General features: G+C 61.5%; 18 protein-coding genes. 7 read left to right on the top strand and 11 right to left on the bottom strand.

All coding sequences use genetic code 11. The features are described 5' to 3' along the window. The first annotated feature begins 56 nt into the window (after positions 1–56). From FJ974_RS27945 to FJ974_RS27935, 3 genes are all read left to right on the top strand, one after another. Complete coding sequence (locus tag FJ974_RS27945) at positions 57–521, top strand: hypothetical protein (RefSeq protein ID WP_140532053.1); 465 nt, start codon at positions 57–59, stop codon at positions 519–521. Positions 522–843: 322 nt separating this feature from the next. Beyond that, a protein-coding gene (locus FJ974_RS27940) for an IS3 family transposase (RefSeq protein WP_226891699.1) occupies positions 844–2,033 on the top strand; the annotation gives its coding sequence in 2 pieces (ribosomal slippage) (positions 844–1,096 and positions 1,096–2,033; 1,191 coding nt in all). 57 nt (positions 2,034–2,090) lie between these two features. After that, complete coding sequence (locus FJ974_RS27935; protein ID WP_181177133.1) at positions 2,091–2,288, top strand: hypothetical protein; 198 nt, start codon at positions 2,091–2,093, stop codon at positions 2,286–2,288. Between the two features lie 79 nt (positions 2,289–2,367). Here FJ974_RS27935 and FJ974_RS27930 read toward each other — a convergent pair whose 3' ends face one another. Genes FJ974_RS27930 through FJ974_RS27915 form a run of 4 tightly spaced genes read right to left on the bottom strand, consistent with a single transcriptional unit; the run spans position 2,368 to position 5,092 of the window. Next, complete coding sequence (locus FJ974_RS27930; RefSeq protein ID WP_226891698.1) at positions 2,368–2,688, bottom strand: hypothetical protein; 321 nt, start codon at positions 2,686–2,688, stop codon at positions 2,368–2,370. A gap of 26 nt (positions 2,689–2,714) precedes the next feature. Further along, positions 2,715–3,128 (bottom strand): hypothetical protein, encoded by a 414-nt coding sequence (locus FJ974_RS27925; protein ID WP_181177136.1) that lies wholly within the window; start codon positions 3,126–3,128, stop codon positions 2,715–2,717. A 34-nt stretch (positions 3,129–3,162) separates the two neighbouring features. Next, positions 3,163–3,513: a hypothetical protein gene (locus FJ974_RS27920; RefSeq protein WP_140533559.1), complete on the bottom strand. Its 351-nt coding sequence runs from the start codon at positions 3,511–3,513 to the stop codon at positions 3,163–3,165. Further along, a complete protein-coding gene (locus FJ974_RS27915) occupies positions 3,473–5,092 on the bottom strand; it encodes a hypothetical protein (RefSeq protein ID WP_140533558.1) in 1,620 nt (539 codons plus the stop codon). Before FJ974_RS27915 ends, FJ974_RS27920 begins: the two co-directional genes overlap by 41 nt. 231 nt (positions 5,093–5,323) lie before the next feature. Between FJ974_RS27915 and FJ974_RS27910 the strand changes: the two genes are divergently transcribed. The 3 genes from FJ974_RS27910 (at position 5,324) to FJ974_RS27900 (ending at position 6,642) form a co-directional block, all read left to right on the top strand. After that, complete coding sequence (locus tag FJ974_RS27910; RefSeq protein WP_226891697.1) at positions 5,324–5,635, top strand: hypothetical protein; 312 nt, start codon at positions 5,324–5,326, stop codon at positions 5,633–5,635. A 90-nt stretch (positions 5,636–5,725) separates the two neighbouring features. After that, a complete protein-coding gene (locus FJ974_RS27905) occupies positions 5,726–6,112 on the top strand; it encodes a DUF2384 domain-containing protein (RefSeq protein WP_140533557.1) in 387 nt (128 codons plus the stop codon). Then, a complete protein-coding gene (locus FJ974_RS27900; protein WP_140533556.1) occupies positions 6,109–6,642 on the top strand; it encodes an RES family NAD+ phosphorylase in 534 nt (177 codons plus the stop codon). The genes FJ974_RS27905 and FJ974_RS27900 overlap by 4 nt, the downstream gene beginning before the upstream one ends. Before the next feature lie 34 nt (positions 6,643–6,676). Here FJ974_RS27900 and scpB read toward each other — a convergent pair whose 3' ends face one another. The 4 genes from scpB to FJ974_RS27880 all read right to left on the bottom strand — a co-directional run bounded on the left by scpB (position 6,677) and on the right by FJ974_RS27880 (position 9,380). Continuing rightward, positions 6,677–7,375 (bottom strand): SMC-Scp complex subunit ScpB, encoded by a 699-nt coding sequence (gene scpB, locus FJ974_RS27895; RefSeq protein ID WP_140533555.1) that lies wholly within the window; start codon positions 7,373–7,375, stop codon positions 6,677–6,679. A gap of 2 nt (positions 7,376–7,377) precedes the next feature. Next, positions 7,378–8,331: a DUF1403 family protein gene (locus FJ974_RS27890; protein ID WP_140533554.1), complete on the bottom strand. Its 954-nt coding sequence runs from the start codon at positions 8,329–8,331 to the stop codon at positions 7,378–7,380. A gap of 246 nt (positions 8,332–8,577) precedes the next feature. Beyond that, positions 8,578–9,105, bottom strand: a complete 528-nt coding sequence (locus FJ974_RS27885) for a GNAT family N-acetyltransferase (protein WP_140533553.1) — start codon at positions 9,103–9,105, stop codon at positions 8,578–8,580. Beyond that, entirely contained in the window at positions 9,102–9,380 is a 279-nt protein-coding gene (locus FJ974_RS27880) for a DUF1778 domain-containing protein (RefSeq protein WP_140533552.1), read from the bottom strand. Before FJ974_RS27880 ends, FJ974_RS27885 begins: the two co-directional genes overlap by 4 nt. Positions 9,381–9,479: 99 nt before the next feature. Here FJ974_RS27880 and FJ974_RS27875 point away from each other — a divergent pair, with 99 nt between their 5' ends. Beyond that, positions 9,480–10,586, top strand: coding sequence for a site-specific integrase (locus FJ974_RS27875; RefSeq protein ID WP_140533551.1), 1,107 nt, complete (start codon positions 9,480–9,482; stop codon positions 10,584–10,586). Positions 10,587–10,788: 202 nt separating this feature from the next. Here the strand turns inward: FJ974_RS27875 and repC are convergent, their stop codons facing one another. The 3 genes from repC to repA form a co-directional block, all read right to left on the bottom strand. Further along, positions 10,789–12,081, bottom strand: a complete 1,293-nt coding sequence (repC, locus tag FJ974_RS27870; RefSeq protein ID WP_140533550.1) for a plasmid replication protein RepC — start codon at positions 12,079–12,081, stop codon at positions 10,789–10,791. Between the two features lie 200 nt (positions 12,082–12,281). After that, positions 12,282–13,250, bottom strand: coding sequence for a plasmid partitioning protein RepB (repB, locus tag FJ974_RS27865; RefSeq protein ID WP_140533549.1), 969 nt, complete (start codon positions 13,248–13,250; stop codon positions 12,282–12,284). 80 nt (positions 13,251–13,330) lie between these two features. Continuing rightward, a complete protein-coding gene (repA, locus tag FJ974_RS27860) occupies positions 13,331–14,533 on the bottom strand; it encodes a plasmid partitioning protein RepA (RefSeq protein WP_140533548.1) in 1,203 nt (400 codons plus the stop codon). Positions 14,534–14,877: the final 344 nt, after the last annotated feature.

Raw genomic sequence — 14,877 nt, 5'->3', positions numbered from 1 at the left:
GCCCATTCCGACCTGTGCATTCTGCAGGCAGAGCGCCTCGCCAACAGGAGACGGCCATGAAACATCAGACACTTGAAGAACTACATGAGGTCGCGGAAGTCGATGCATTGTTTCCGGCTATGACGCGGCGTCAGCGTTTGGAACATTGGGCCATGCTGCTCGAGCGAAATCCCGAGCGGTGCCTCGCCGCCTTCCCCGGGACGGAATACATGACCTTGGAGTTGCGTGACAAGGCTCGGTCCCTGGACTCCGCGCTAGGCATCGCTTTCGCCGATCCAACATTGCGCGCGCAAGGATTGAAAAACGATACGTATGGCGAATCAAAACGCTTCTTCGAGCTAACGGATTGGCAGTTGCACGCGATTGTTTGCCACTGCCACGTCGGCGGGACGATGAAAGCCGGATGGGCTGCCGTTCAAGTCCGGTCTGCCATCGACAAAGAAGGCAAGCTTTTCAGCAGATTGCGTGAAGCGATTGCCCATTGGCCGGTATTTCGCATTTTGAATCATGCGAGGGAGTAAGAGACCTCAGGAAGTTGAAAAAGGCGGCGAGCGAAAGTCCAAGCATGTGCATTTTGGCCTGAGATCGCTAACTGTGAGAATACGGGCGAGCGCCGCCCGTATTCCTTTTGCCTCGTCAGGCTAGTCGAAGATTACTCTCCTCGAAAGCAGTCCCCTCAGATCCGCAGCATAGCAGCGATTACTATGTACCTCGTCCAAATGCTGTTGCCCCGTTCAGACAACCAAGGTCAACTCTTCCCCGGAAGTGATTTCGATCTGACCTGCCACGGGTAATTTCCTCCAGCTGAGATTAGAGTCCGGCCCTCTTTTGAAGGACGGACTGATGAAGCGAAGCAGGTTTACGGAAGAGCAGATCATCGCGGTTCTGCGCGAGCACGAGGCGGGGGCGAAGACGGCCGATCTTGCCCGCAAGCACGGGATCTCGGAGGCGACGCTTTACAACTGGAAGGCCAAGTACGGCGGCATGGACGTCTCCGACGCCAAGCGGCTGAAGGCGCTCGAGGATGAGAACGCCAGGCTGAAGAAGCTGCTTGCCGACCAGATGCTGGAAGCTTCGGCGCTGCGCGAGCTTCTGTCAAAAAAATGGTAGGGCCCGCCGCCAGGCGCGAGGCAGTCGCGCATCTGCAGGCCGCGATGGGCCTGTCGGAGCGGCGGGCCTGTTCGATCGTCGGTGCCGACCGCAAGATGATCCGCTACCGGTCGCGGCGTCCCCCGGAGACGGCACTGCGCGGCCGGCTGCGCGAGCTGGCCAACGAACGCCGGCGCTTCGGCTACCGGCGGCTGTTCATCCTGTTGAGGCGCGAGAGCGAGCCGTCGGGCATCAACCGCATCTACCGACTCTATCGCGAGGAAGGGCTGACGGTGCGCAAGCGACGTTCACGGCGGCGGGCCGTTGGCACGCGGGCGCCGATCCTGGTGGAGGCGAAGCCGAATGCACGCTGGTCGCTGGATTTCGTGCACGACCAGTTCGCCTGCGGCCGCCGCTTCCGCGTGCTCAACATCGTCGACGACGTGACGCGCGAATGCCTGGCCGCGATCGCCGACACCTCGATCTCCGGCCGCCGTGTGGCGCGCGAGCTGACCGAGTTGATCGGCCGCCGCGACAAGCCCGGCATGATCGTCTCCGACCACGGCACCGAGTTCACCTCGAACGCCATCCTCGCCTGGTCGCAGGACCACATCGTCGACTGGCATTACATCGAGAAGGGCAAGCCCATGCAGAACGGTTACATCGAAAGCTTCAACGGCCGCATGCGCGACGAGCTGTTGAACGAAAGCCTGTTCTTCGGCCTCGACCATGCCCGCAGCGCTCTCGTCGAATGGGTCAAAGATTACAACACCACGCGGCCACATTCCTCGCTCGGCTATCGAACGCCGGCGACCTTCGCCGCGACACTCACCGCAACCGGCGAAGCCGCTGCACTATTTGGCGGCTCCGCGTCTTCGCCGGTTGCTCAAGCCGCGCTCTACGACGTATCACCAACCGCCGAGGCTCTAATTGCGACTGGATGAAAATTCAGTGGCAGGTCAGATCGTCTGAAAGAAGAACTAGCGGCTCGCTTCGATGGCGTGACCGCCTATCTCCAGGCGCCCGCGGAGGGTCTTTGGAAGGATGGCGGAGAAACAGACCGGGATGATATCGTCGTGTTCGAGATAATGACGCCGAAGGTGGACGTTTCAGATTGGCAGCGCCGACGGAGCGACCTGGAGCGCCGCTTCCGGCAGGATAAAATTGTTGTCCGCTACTCGAAGATAACGCTCCTTTGAAGCTCCGTGTTAATTTAGGCCTGTTGAATCTCGGAGACATTCCAGTGTGCCGTCCGGAATTATCTGTCGCTGTCCGGAATTAAGCCGGGCTGCGGAGGTCGTCTGCGGCGGCGTTTCGGCGCTCGTGTAGAAGCCTGAGCACATCGCTGCCGCACGACATGCCGCGAAGCGTGATCTCTATCCGGGGAAGACGAATGCTGCCGAAGGTGCTGGTCCCGGCAGCGCAATTCTGGAGGAGAGGGCAAAGCGCGCGAAGGGAGGTGTTCTCACCGTAGATAACAATCGCTTCGTAGGCGTCGGCTCCCTCAACGTCGTGTTCCGCGCCGATCCTCACGCAGTCCTCCCGCGTCGGCTGCCCGATCTCGAAACGCATGCCGATACGGCTTTCGATCTGATCCACAGCGTGGGTATCACGCCTCGTGCCCGCTAACCGATGAGTGTTGCCGGCGAGCAGTAAAGCGAAGCCGCACCGCTCCTGAAGATGCAGCAGCTCCCGCAAACAGCGGGTGTGAAGTTCTGATATTCGTCCACCAACAACGGACGCGTCGGGCCGTATCGGGCGCCCAAAAAATTCATGCAATCCTTCGCAAGATCGTATGTGTGCTTGCTGTCCCTTTGGACGCCGTAGGCGTCATGCAGCATCAGGAACATCGGCCTGATAGCCTTGGTATGCTGCGCAACCTCACAATAGGCAGCTCCGCTTTGGGCGGCTATCCAGTTGAGCGCTACAGTCTTTCCGAGTCCGGCCTTGCCGACCGCAAGCACCGGATATCGCATCTTGACCGCCGTATCGAATGCAGCCCGTACGGTGAACGCGGCGCGGGTTTCTATAAACGTCATCCGACGATCCTCTTCGCCAAGTCCATCTGAACGGCTATGCGGTCGTCTTGTTCGCGTCGGCGCTCTTCGGAGGTCGAAGCCCCTTCGGCATCACGATCCGCGCCGGCCGCTTCGCCGGATCGTAAGAGACGATGCCGACGGGCACGTTGGGGACCGAGTCAGGCTGGGCTTGGCCGCGTGCGATCAGGCGTGCAGCCACGTCGATATCAGGCGCCGACCGATCGAGGTCACGCACCGCCTGCCGATGCACCTTTGCGCGTTCGGCTGATGCTTTTGCGCCGCGCTTGTCGAGCGGATGGAACTCGACATCGGGAAAGGCTATGCCGACTCGTTCACCATAGCGGTCAAGCAGCAGCAACTCGGCCGGTTTGTGATAGGCCGGCACACGGACCCAAATCTTCTCGTATTGGTAAGCCTGCAATTCTGGGCATGTCCAATAACGGCCACCGACCGATATCGCACCCTGAACAACCGACCGCTCTTCGGTTCGCGCACAGACCGCGCGCACCTTCATCGCGGCTCATCGCAGTCGGCGCCCATCCGGCCTCAAGGTGTTTGCGGAGTGTGGCTTCAGGTGAGAGACCTTTGAGCGCGCTCTTCTTGCCCTGCGCAGTGTGATTATAGGTGCGCACGAAGCCTTCTATGGCCGGCACCACATCTTCGAACGCGCCGAACGGAGCCACCGTCCTGCCGATAGCCTCCTGCTTCTTGCTCATTCGGTTGCCGCCGATGTGGCCGCGCGCCGTGCTGAAATAGCGCGTCTCTAGGTCGCCGAATAAACGCTCAATCGGCTTTGCGGAGGCGTTGTAGGGCAAAGCATTGATGACGTGGGTTGATCGAGACGGGCCATGGAAGCCCGGCACGGTAAGCTGCATGGCATCGTCCAGAAAGGCGACGAAGCCGAATTCTTTGCCGTTGTCGACATAGAGCGACTGCGGCATGCCCCACGCTTCGATGATGGCCGCGAAGACTTCGATCACGTCGCGGTTTTGCACGCCGCCGCGCTTTTCGAAAAAGATCAGCCCTATCCAGAGGCGCTGCGTCGCCCAGTCTAAGAAGCCGATCAGCCTGGCAGTGGCGACAGTGCCGTCAGGACGAGTGAGGTGAATGTCCACAGGATGAACATCGCCGACCACCAGCTCCATCGGCTGCATGCAGGCGACGGTGCGCCGGATGCGCGGCCGGCGATCATCATAAGCCTTATGGTCGCGCTTAAACCGGTGGACGTTTCGGAAGTGGAGTTCCGCTGAGACGAGGTCGGTTGGGATAGAACAAGCGCGCTCCAGCACGCTAGGATCGCCGGGACGAAAGCCCCAGGCCCGAGTCGCGTCGACCAGGAACTTCTCGGCTTCTTGCAGGGTGTGGCCCCACGACATGCCGCCTTTGAGGAGGCCGCGGATTTCCTGCTTTAGGTCCTCCGCGATTTTTGCCTTGGTGGATGCTTCGAACGGGACCAGCTTGTCCCACCTCCGGCTTATGACGACACGCTTCTTACCCCTGTCCAATCGACCATGCCGTCCAACCTTCATGCCTTCGTCAAAGCGTGCGGCATGGCGCAGCAGCGTCCGCAGGGAATAGCTGACCGCCGTGCCTTCCCAGTTCCGCGTTGGGTTGTCTGCTAGCTTGACCAGGGCGTCGGAGCGGGCAGTCGATTTGACTGGATACTGAAGCGCAGGTCTCAGGTAATCGAGCCACCATGTGTGCTCTGCCGTCCTGCCGGTGATTGATTTCGAGTGGTTTTCAACGAGGGTTTGAGAGACCTTTAAACGGTGCTGGTATTCGAGCGGCAGGGACGTGGAATTCACCTGATATTGCTCTCCGGCGTTCCCGCCGCGCCGACCATTGACCTTCCGCACTTCGAGCGGATTCTTTCGCCAGCGCCGCCGACGAAGAGCGCGGTGAGCGACCTGTCGCCCAATGCCGACCAGCGCAGCAAACTCAACTGTGGGCAGCCACTCGCTCATAGCTAGCAACCTGGCGTCGACGCGGGGCAATTCCTGAGGTGGGGATATACCTCGCGAACGTGTAGGCTATTTGACGATCGTCCGAGATCACCTCGCGGAGGCAATATCAATGTCAGCCCGGCGTGAAGATTAAGCGCTGCAATAGCGCTCCGCCGAGAGAAGTCGCAGGACGAGGCCGTCGAGACCGATCGCTCGCCGATCCTCGATCAGGTGGTCGCTGCTGCAGGCGTTGTGGGTGACAGCGCCTTTCCCGTCGCACTGGACGCGGGGTATGTCCTTCTGGGAGCCGCTCCCGACCTGGCGCTACTCGACGGGCGCATCTTAGCAGTCGTTACCAGAGCCGACGAGTTTTCGACCGATCACTTTGCCTATCTCAAACGGCTCGGAAAGGTGATGCCCGGTTCGAAGACCGTCTATTATCTTGAGAATGTTGGTCAGGCTGGCGAGGGAGAATTCGTGCAGTTTCCGGTCATTGGAGCATCGCCGACCGCCGGCATTCCGGTTGTCGAACAGATCTGGAAGGTTCTCGGAACGCTCTTCTAGGTACATGCCGCCCACGCGCCCAAACGTCTGTTCACTTGCTATGCGTTGAAATGTGCATATATTGTGCGTATGAGAGGTCGGAGAATTGTCATGGCCCAGGCACAGCTAGTACATTCCACGGTTATCTCGGGCTTTGTCGACAGCCTGCAGGAGCCGCGCACTCCTTATATCTCGCCGAAGCGCCTGTCGCAGGCGCTGGGCGTGAAAGTTGCCAATCTGGCGCAATTGACCGGCGTCCACCGCAACACGCTCCGCAACCCGTCATCGGAGCGCCTGCAGGGCCGGATGCGCGAGATGGTGAAGGTGATCTCGGCGGCAACGGAGCTCACCGGCGACGTGGACAAGGCAATCTACTGGTATCGCAATGAACCGATCGCCGATTATGGCCATCGCACGGCGGCCGAGCTCGTCGCGGACGGCCAGGTCGAAGCAGTCCTGGCCTTTATCCGGGATCTCGAGAACGGGGCGCGCGGGTGAAGGTCACCCGCGTCGGGCCGGACGAGATCTTCCATCGCTATCTGACACCCAAATGGGCCTTCCTGCCCACCAGCGGTGCAGGCGCGGCGATCGACGGCGGGCGCTTCAACCGGCCAGGCGTCGAAGCGCTTTACCTGTCCCGCGCTCCTCAGACAGCGTTGGAGGAATACAAGCAGGGTGCCAGCATCGTCCCGCCAGCCACTCTTGCCGCTTACAAGATCACGCTCGCCGAGGTGGCCGACCTTTCGCAGGGATTCGACCCGGACATCTGGGACGGTGCCTGGCGGGAATGGGATTGTGCCTGGCGCAAGATCGCTCGCATCGACAAGAAAATCCCGCCGTCGTGGAAACTTGCGGACATGGTCATCACCGCCGGGCTTCGCGGCATTCTGTTTCCGTCGCTGCGTCATGCCGGCGGCACTAATCTGGTGATCTTTCCAGCCAACCTTGTCGACGGCGATCACGTCGCGGTTCACGATCCCGATCACCGACTACCGCACGACCAGTCGTCCTGGTCCTTGAGTCATTGACCGTCTCTGGGATCGCAAGGCGACAAACGCCCGCTCACGACACCTGCTCTTCGACGACATCGTCCTCGCCCTCACTATTAGCCAACCCGGCCGGAATATCCCCGGCCAAAAGCTTCTCCTTCGACAGCAGCCCGGCGTCCTCGAGCGCTTCGAAATCCGGCAGCTGACGCAGCGTGTCGAGCCCGAACTGCGACAGGAAGTTCTTGGTCGTCACATAGGTGTAGGGCGCGCCCGGCTGCGGGCTGCGCGGCCCCGAGGCGATGAGCTCCTGCGCGCGCAGCACGCCGATCAGATCGCGCGACACCTCCTTGCCGAAGAAGGACGACAGCTCGCCCCGCGTGATCGGCTGGAAATAGGCAATGCACATCAGCACGAGGGCCTCCGCCTGCGATAATTCTTTCGCCTCCTGCCCGGCTGTGCCAAATGCACTGCGGATGACGTCCCCAAAAGCCTTTTTGGTCCGGTGCTGCCAACCGCCGGCGACCGCGACCAGTTCGTAAGGGCGGCCGGCGAGCTCGGTGCGGATGTCATCAATGATCAGCTCGATGTTGCAATTCTTCCCCACCACCCGCGCCAGCACACTACGTGTCACCGGTTCATTTGCCGCAAAGATCACAGCTTCGACGCGGCCCATCCATTCGCGCCAGCGCAGCTCCGGCGGCAGGTGGTCGAGCTCTGTGTCCAGCAAAGCCGGCTGGCCGTTTGGCTTGCGGCGGGCGGACGCTTCGCTCATGGCTACAACCCAAACAGCCGGAAGCTGGTGCGCCCCGAAAGCTCGCGCACCGCCTCGAGCTGTTGCAGCCGTTCGAACAGGCGCCGCACCGCAAACCGCGACAGGTTCTTTGTCACGAGCGAGCCGGAAACGGCATCTTCATTCAGGAGCAAAAAAATCACATCGCCGGCGCCTTTCGCGCGCAGTTTCGGCGCCACCGCTAGCAGTCTTTCGGCGCGGCGCGACAACTCGCCGGCCAGCCGGCAGGCCTCCGCCGCCGCTTGAACCAGCGCAACGCAGACCGCCCGCTCAAAATTCCTTTCGCCGGGCCGGATTCTTTTGCCTCCACTTTCGGAGCGGAAGGTCGGCGAAAAAACCTGGGTCACCAACAACGGCAGCGGCCGCGGCCAGCGCAGGTTTTGCGCCAGCACCAGGTCGGCCAGCCACCAGGCCAAAAGCTCGGAGTCGGGCCGCGTCGCGACGACATGAGCGGCAATCGCCGCGGCGGCGAATGGTGCCGAGCGACGCGACGTAGCCAGATTTTCGATTTCCGTGCAGAGGTCGGCGAGCGCCGCGCCGTCCCAGTGGAGACCAAGCTGGTCGACGATCTTTTCGAGCCTGTCGGCGTTGGCGATGGGCGGCTGCGCGGCCAACTGCCGCCAGGCGCCCAAAATGGCGCCGGCGGGGCCGGGATCGGTGCCGGCCGGGCAAAGCTGCCAGGCATCGCGCAGCGCGGCCTCGTCCTCGGCGCGGCCAGCGAGCCGCATGCTGGCGGCGGCGCATTTCAGCGCCAGCCGCTGGCGCCAGGCACCGGACCAGGCAGGCTGCGCGCGGGCGAGCGGGTCGAGCGAAGCCAGGGCAGCGCCCGCCTGGAAAGCGGCGTCCGCGTCATTGGGCGCGCCGCCTGGTGAGAGCGCCCAGGCCGGGACGGTTGACGGCGCGGTGGAGCTGGCGGTCGCGGGATCGAGGCGAATCATGCTCTTGGAGGGTAAATCGCGCGTGCGCTTTGCGCCAGGATTTTAACGCCAAAACGCACAGCCTGTCGGCGCCATAAAACGAATGATAATGTTGCCTTATCAGTCGTTTTGCTCTTTAAAGAGGAAATGACCGTTTTCGTCGAGCAGAAGCCCAAAAATCACGCTCAGCAAGCCTCCGGACCGTCCCACAGCAGGGCGGCGCAAGACGATGTTTCGACCGCCCGGGCGTCGGCCAACGGCGCGCCCTCAGAGGTGCCCGCTGGCTTGCAAGGTCTCGGCAAAGGTCTTGAGCGGAACGACAAGCGTCATTGGACGATCATTCAGCGGCTCGGCGCCGTAGCTCGCGTACCAGTTCGCCGCCCGCTTGCTCTTGGCGTCGATGATCATCAGCACACCGCCGACCTCTTCAGTAACGCGGATGCAGCGCAGCGCGGCTGCCAGCAGAAGCTGACCACCGAGCCCCTTGCCCGCCACCGATTTGTCGACGGCGAGCCGTGCCAGCAGAAATTCCGGCACATCGTGTCGCGCCAGACCCTTCGTCATCGCGGCAGGAACTGCGTGATGTTCGACCGAGGCTGGAGCCAGGCTGTAGAAGCCAAGGATTTTGTCCGGTGCATCGTCGGGAACCGCACAGAACGTCTTTACCGCGTTCTGCTCGTGCCCTTGTCGCGCGAACCGCTGCAGGAAGGCATTCATCTCCACATCGCCGCAGTCAAAGGCTTTGCGGTCGTGCGACCGGGCGATCGCCTCCTCATGCCAGGGCGGAAGGCTCACAGGTTCTTCGGAAGTGCGGCCGCCGCAGCGCGCAACCTCGCGTTCGGCTTTGGAGGATTGTCGAGAAGCTCCAGGATGCGGCCAAAATCCCGCTCGGACACCTTTATGGCGTCAGCTTCGGCGATAACGGTTTCGGCTTCGCGCAGCGCGGACTGGGTGACGAAGCTGGTGAGATCGGTATGGCGAAGCGCTGCGGCGCGCAGCAGGCGCGCCTTCACCTCCGGCTTCACCCGGATGTTCATCCGATCAGTATCATCAAGGGCTGCCCGCGCCATCGCTTCGATTCCCAGATTGCTTGAACAGCATAGATACATCTGCCGGATCGCGATTGCAACAACGTACGCATTGAATGCTCACATTCTTGAGGCATCCTCATGAGTCCTGACGAGGACGACCTTCCCGACATCGTCGACATGGTTATGGAGATGGGGCGCACAGAAGAAGCGCCGGCGGCATCCCCCTCCCCTCTCCCGGCCGCCGCCAATCCGCAGCTGCCGGCGCATCTTGAGTCACTTGCCGGCCGCGCCCGTGACTATGTCGAAGCGGCAAGCTCGGCCAACACGCGGCGCGCCTATGCGTCGGACTGGAAGCATTTTTCCAGCTGGTGCCGCCGCCAAGGTATCGAGATGTTTCCGCCCGATCCGCAGGTGGTCGGTCTTTACATCACCGCCTGCGCGTCCGGCGCCGTGACCGGCGACAAGAAGCCGAATTCCGTGTCGACGATCGAGCGCCGGCTTTCTTCCCTGACCTGGAACTATGCCCAGCGCGGTCAGCCATTGGACAGAAAAGACCGCCATATCGCCACCGTCATGGCCGGGATCCGCAACACCCACGCCTGCCCTCCCAGGCAGAAGGAAGCGGTGCTGCCGGAGAACCTTATCGCAATGCTGGAAACGCTCGATCGCGGCACGCTGCGGGGGCTGCGCGACCGTGCCGTGCTGCTCATCGGCTTTGCCGGCGGCCTGCGCCGTTCCGAGATCATCGGCCTCGATGTCGGCCGCAACCAGACCAAGGACGGTCGTGGCTGGATCGAAGTCCTCGACAAGGGCGTTCTCGTCACCTTGCGCGGCAAGACCGGCTGGCGCGAGGTCGAAATCGGTCGCGGATCTTCTGACACGACCTGCCCGGTCGTGGCGCTGGCGACCTGGCTCAAGCTCGCGCGCATCGCGCACGGCCCGCTGTTCCGGCGGGTCACCGGACAGGGCAAGGCCGTTGGCGCCGGTCGGCTCAACGACCAGGAGGTCGCCCGTCTCGTCAAGCGGACCGCGCTGGCCGCCGGCGTGCGTGGCGACCTGCCGGAAGGTCAGCGCGAACAACTCTTTGCCGGCCATTCGCTGCGCGCCGGGCTGGCCTCCTCGGCCGAGGTCGACGAGCGCTATGTGCAAAAACACCTTGGCCACACGAGCGCTGATATGACCCGCAAGTACCAGCGCCGTCGCGATCGGTTCCGCGTCAATCTCACAAAGGCATCCGGCCTTTAGCCGGGCTGCGCAGGCACGCTGCATGCAAAACAGGCCTCAATCTCTGGGTCTGTGCCGCTGCGCATCGTGGAACGACGCCATGCCCTTTGCCGGTCGGAGCGGTTCAGTTGATTGATCTTCTCGTCCCTCCCCTCCCCTCCCCTGACGCTGCTGTCACGTCTTCTGTTTGGCGAGCCATGCTCAGGCACCAACTGGCCAGATATCACGTTTCCCAGCCCTTTCTTTTCATGCTGGCTCGCAAAGCCTCGGTAATTGGGGCAGCGGGCCGAGGCGGGCCCGCTTCGCTACCCTCGACTGGCAAAGGGCGGCCTGCGGCCTTGTCGGCCTTGGCACCCATCCTGGCGCGCAGCAATGCCATGATCATCGGCCAGACCGAGAACTGAGCGTCGCGAGCCCGTTCTGTCAGGTTTCGCAGATAGCCCCCCTTGCTGTTGATCTGTTCGGCGCGCTGCAGGATCGCAGCAACGGTGATGGCCGCCTTTTGCGCCCCCATAATTTCCACGGCTTGCTGCCAGGCGCTCGGGCTGATCCCCATGAAGGGCCGGGCAAGCTCGGCCGCGGCCACGAATTCCCGCCAGGTCCGGATCTGGCCGGCGGGGGCGATATTCAGCATTTCGGGGCAGGCATCCACCACCAGTCCCAGCGGCAGATCCCTCCTTGGCAGACTGTGTATGTTGTCGGCTGTCGTGGCGCTGCCGCTCGCTTCCTGCTTATTTCCTAAGCCGCTTTCAGATTCATCGTGAGAAATATCCTGTGGATTTGAATTCTGTATGTGACGCTCAAACTGGGACTCATTGGCGTTCGGATTCGACGATTTCACGAACGATTCCAGCACGTCCTGGATCTCCAGCCAAAGATCCTCCAGTTCGTCCGCGATCACCTCGAGGACCTTGAGGGAGGCTGTGCGCGGCAGGCGGCCGACAACTGCCTCATATCTCGACATCAAATCCCGCCAATTGCCGGGAACGGCCTCGTTGATGCCTGCCTCGATCATCTTGACGATATCCCGCCGGCAGATCGTAAGACGCTCCTTGACGAGCCTCAGCGCCTGCCTTTCGGCATGTGCGGCCTCGGCCATCTGCTTGAATTCCGCAGCCCGCGCCACGATCGGCGACAGATCGAAACCGTATGCCTGCTCGATATCACCGGCCGGGCCCCTGCGGGCGAAGCGCTTGCCGTTGGGACTGTCCCGCCGAATGACCAGCCCACACGCCACCAGGACGGACAGATGTCGCCTCAGCGTCGCCGGCGACATGCCGTTGGCGCGCCGGATGAGCTGTTCGTTCGAAGGAAAGACGATGAGCCCGCCCTCGCCCGAAAGCTCGTCGTCCCGGTGAAACGACAAAAGCGCGTTCAGAATGGCCAATGCCCTATCGGTCGCGCCGAGAGCTTCCTTGGCCTCCCGGATATATCGGAAAGCCTCCCATTTCGGCACGGCCGCGGCTGGATCCGCGGTTTTTGCCGTCACCTGGCTCGAAATCTGGCCAAGCGTCATCGGCCGCCGCCCAAAAGGCGTCGTTGAGATATGTGTCGTCGACAACTTTCTTCCACCTATCGCTAGGCAAAGGAAAACAGCTCGCCGAACCGGCGCCTAAAACTCTTGACAGTGATTCGCGGAAATGAGATTCTCGGAGTGCTTAGTTCAGAGAAAGGCTTCCGCGGCGGCAACGCTCGGGGGCTTTTTTCTTTTGCGGTTCAGTCTCCAGTTTTGTTTTCGGCTTCCGCGGCCTGGAAAGCTTCAAACAGCTCGCCAAGCCTCTCGGCAATGAACGTACCGAATGCAGACGCTTCCCTCGCCTTCAGGGCGAGCGTAAATACTTTGCCGGTATCGGTGATCGTTGCCTTTACGGAATTGTCCTTCGGCGCCCAGGCTTTCGGCCGCGGCCGCGGCCGCGCCGATCTGGCGCCCTTGCCGGACACCGTCAGCGCGTCGAAAAGTCCGCCAAAGCGCGCATCGCTGGTGGCCTGGGCGAACTCGGCGCTTCGGATATAGTCGGTTGCCCTGGCAGCATTGGCTGGATGCTCCATCAGTTTGGCCAATTGCCACCATCGATCGCGACCCACGCCCTTGGCTGCCCCGATCGCCAGGATGATCTCCTCGGGGATATTGCCGGAGACCGAGCGCATCTTCGAAAAGGTCGTATCGTCGAGGGCCAGGGCGGATTTGATGGTCTCGGCCGAATGGCCGTTCTTGAGGATGCGCTCTGCAAAGAGCGCACGCTCGATGAACGACAGATTGTCCCGGGCGGCATTTTCCTGCCCCTGGGCGATGACATGATCCTGATCGGCGAGCTGCTTGACGACCGCTCGCACCGGTTTGCCCAATTCGCGAGCGACCCTGACGCGCCGGTGTCCAAACACTGTTTGATACCGTCCCCCAAGCGCCGGATGCGGCCTGACCAGGATCGGAGAATCCTGACCGCGTTCCTGGATCGCACGCTTGAGTTCTGAAAATTCCTTCTCGCCGTCCTCCAAGCGGTCAGATACGAATGAATCGTCGATCAGGCCTGGATCAAGGTCGACGACGGAGCTCTTTGACAACTCCTCAAAGGACTGCATGATGGATCGCGAAGCGCCGCGGACGGCGTAGCCTGCTATGTCCCGGGCCTGCCCAGGGGACGGTGCAGGCCCCATGACGCTGCCGAATATGTCTTTACGGGCCATTCAGCTGTCCCCAGAACGATCTAGCGCACTGATTTGTCGTGCAAAAACGCCTCTTTTTACCGCAGTAAAGATCGTGCGCATCACGCCCTGCCCCATGCGCGATGGATGAGCGCCACAATTTCCGAGTTGACGGCATCGAGGGACTCCATTGCCCGATCGTAGGTCGAACGCGTGAAGGCGGATTTCTCGACTTCGTAGAGGGTTTGTTTGGTGAGGCCGGCATCCGATATTGCGGTTGATTTCAGCATCGGGCTTTCCAGGATCTGGCCGGCCAGCATCGACTGCATGAAGCCGACCATCTGCGCCTGCGGAATATCGGTCGGTTCATAGCGGGTGATCAGGTAGCGGAACCAATCCAGCCGTATTTCCGCTCCTGCCGCCTTGATGGTTTTCAAGATTCCACCGAGCATCAGCAGGAACTGGCTCATGGACATCAGGTCGAGCATTTGCGGATGCACGGTAATCAGCACCGACGTCGCCGCAGACATGGCGGTCAAGGTGAGATATCCGAGCTGTGGCGGGCAGTCGACGACGACGACATCGTAGCGGTCGTCGACGTCGGCCAGGGCCATTGCCATGCGCGTGAAGAACTGCCGGCCGACATTGGACGACTTGTCCTGCATGGCCAACGGCGTGTCATATTCGTATTCCTGCAGCTCGAGGTTGGCGGCCACGATGTCCAGGCCCGGAAAGTTGGTCGGCACGATGACGTCAGCCACCGACCGCCGTTCCTCGTCGTAGCGGATCGCCTCGTAAAGAGAGAGGTTCTGGTCCAGTTCGGGCTGGAACCCGTGCAAGGCCGAGAGGGAGGCCTGAGGATCGAGGTCGATTGCAAGCACGCGGTGCCCGGTGAGCGCAAGATGCTGGGCCAGATGTGCCGCGGTCGTGGTCTTGCCGCTGCCCCCCTTGAAATTGACAACGGCAATGACCTGCAGCTTGTCCCCGGGTTTCCGGTGGGGGACGTATTTCTTGACGTCCGTCCTGCCATGGCGGTCAAGAAACTGACGCAGCTCGAGCATTTGCTGGGCCGTATAGGAGCGCCTGCCGGAAGGCGCCTGTTCAGGCATCGGCCCCTTTCCTTCGAGATGCAGCCGCTTCAGATTGTTTTGCGACACGCCCAGGTAGTTCGCCACTTCGGCCAGTGAAAAGCTGCGCAGCGTCTTGGTCGCGTTTGGAGGAAATTTTTCGACTCGAAGCTGATTGAGCCTTCGCGAAATTTCCGCCCCGTGCTCAAGGATCTTGTCGTCGAATTCGAAGACCGGCAGCCGCATGGCGATGTTCATTCTCGCAGGAACCCGAATTGGCGCTTTTTGCAGGGAAAGTATTCAATAAGCGCCATTAAGCTCCGATTCGTGACCACCATCAAGAAGTTTTAGGTTAACAGAACGTTAATGCCCACCGGCCAATGCCCGGCAGCTGGCCACTGTGATGGTCCCTCCGCGCTATCTGTCTGTTTTCCTTCGGATTACGGCGCAATTTACTGCAGTAAATTCCTGGCCGGAACGCCCGCTGATTGAGGCCAGCTGGCGAAACTCAGCCATTTGGGTTTCTCGCTCACCACGGGGTCCCGAAAAAGGGGACTTGCTTGCGGCTCGAATACCAACATCCGGCGAGTGACGCTGCTTGT

Source organism: Mesorhizobium sp. B1-1-8 (assembly GCF_006442795.2).
GTDB lineage: Bacteria > Pseudomonadota > Alphaproteobacteria > Rhizobiales > Rhizobiaceae > Mesorhizobium.
Note: the sequence above shows the minus strand (reverse complement) of the source record. Positions and strands in the feature narration are given on the sequence as shown.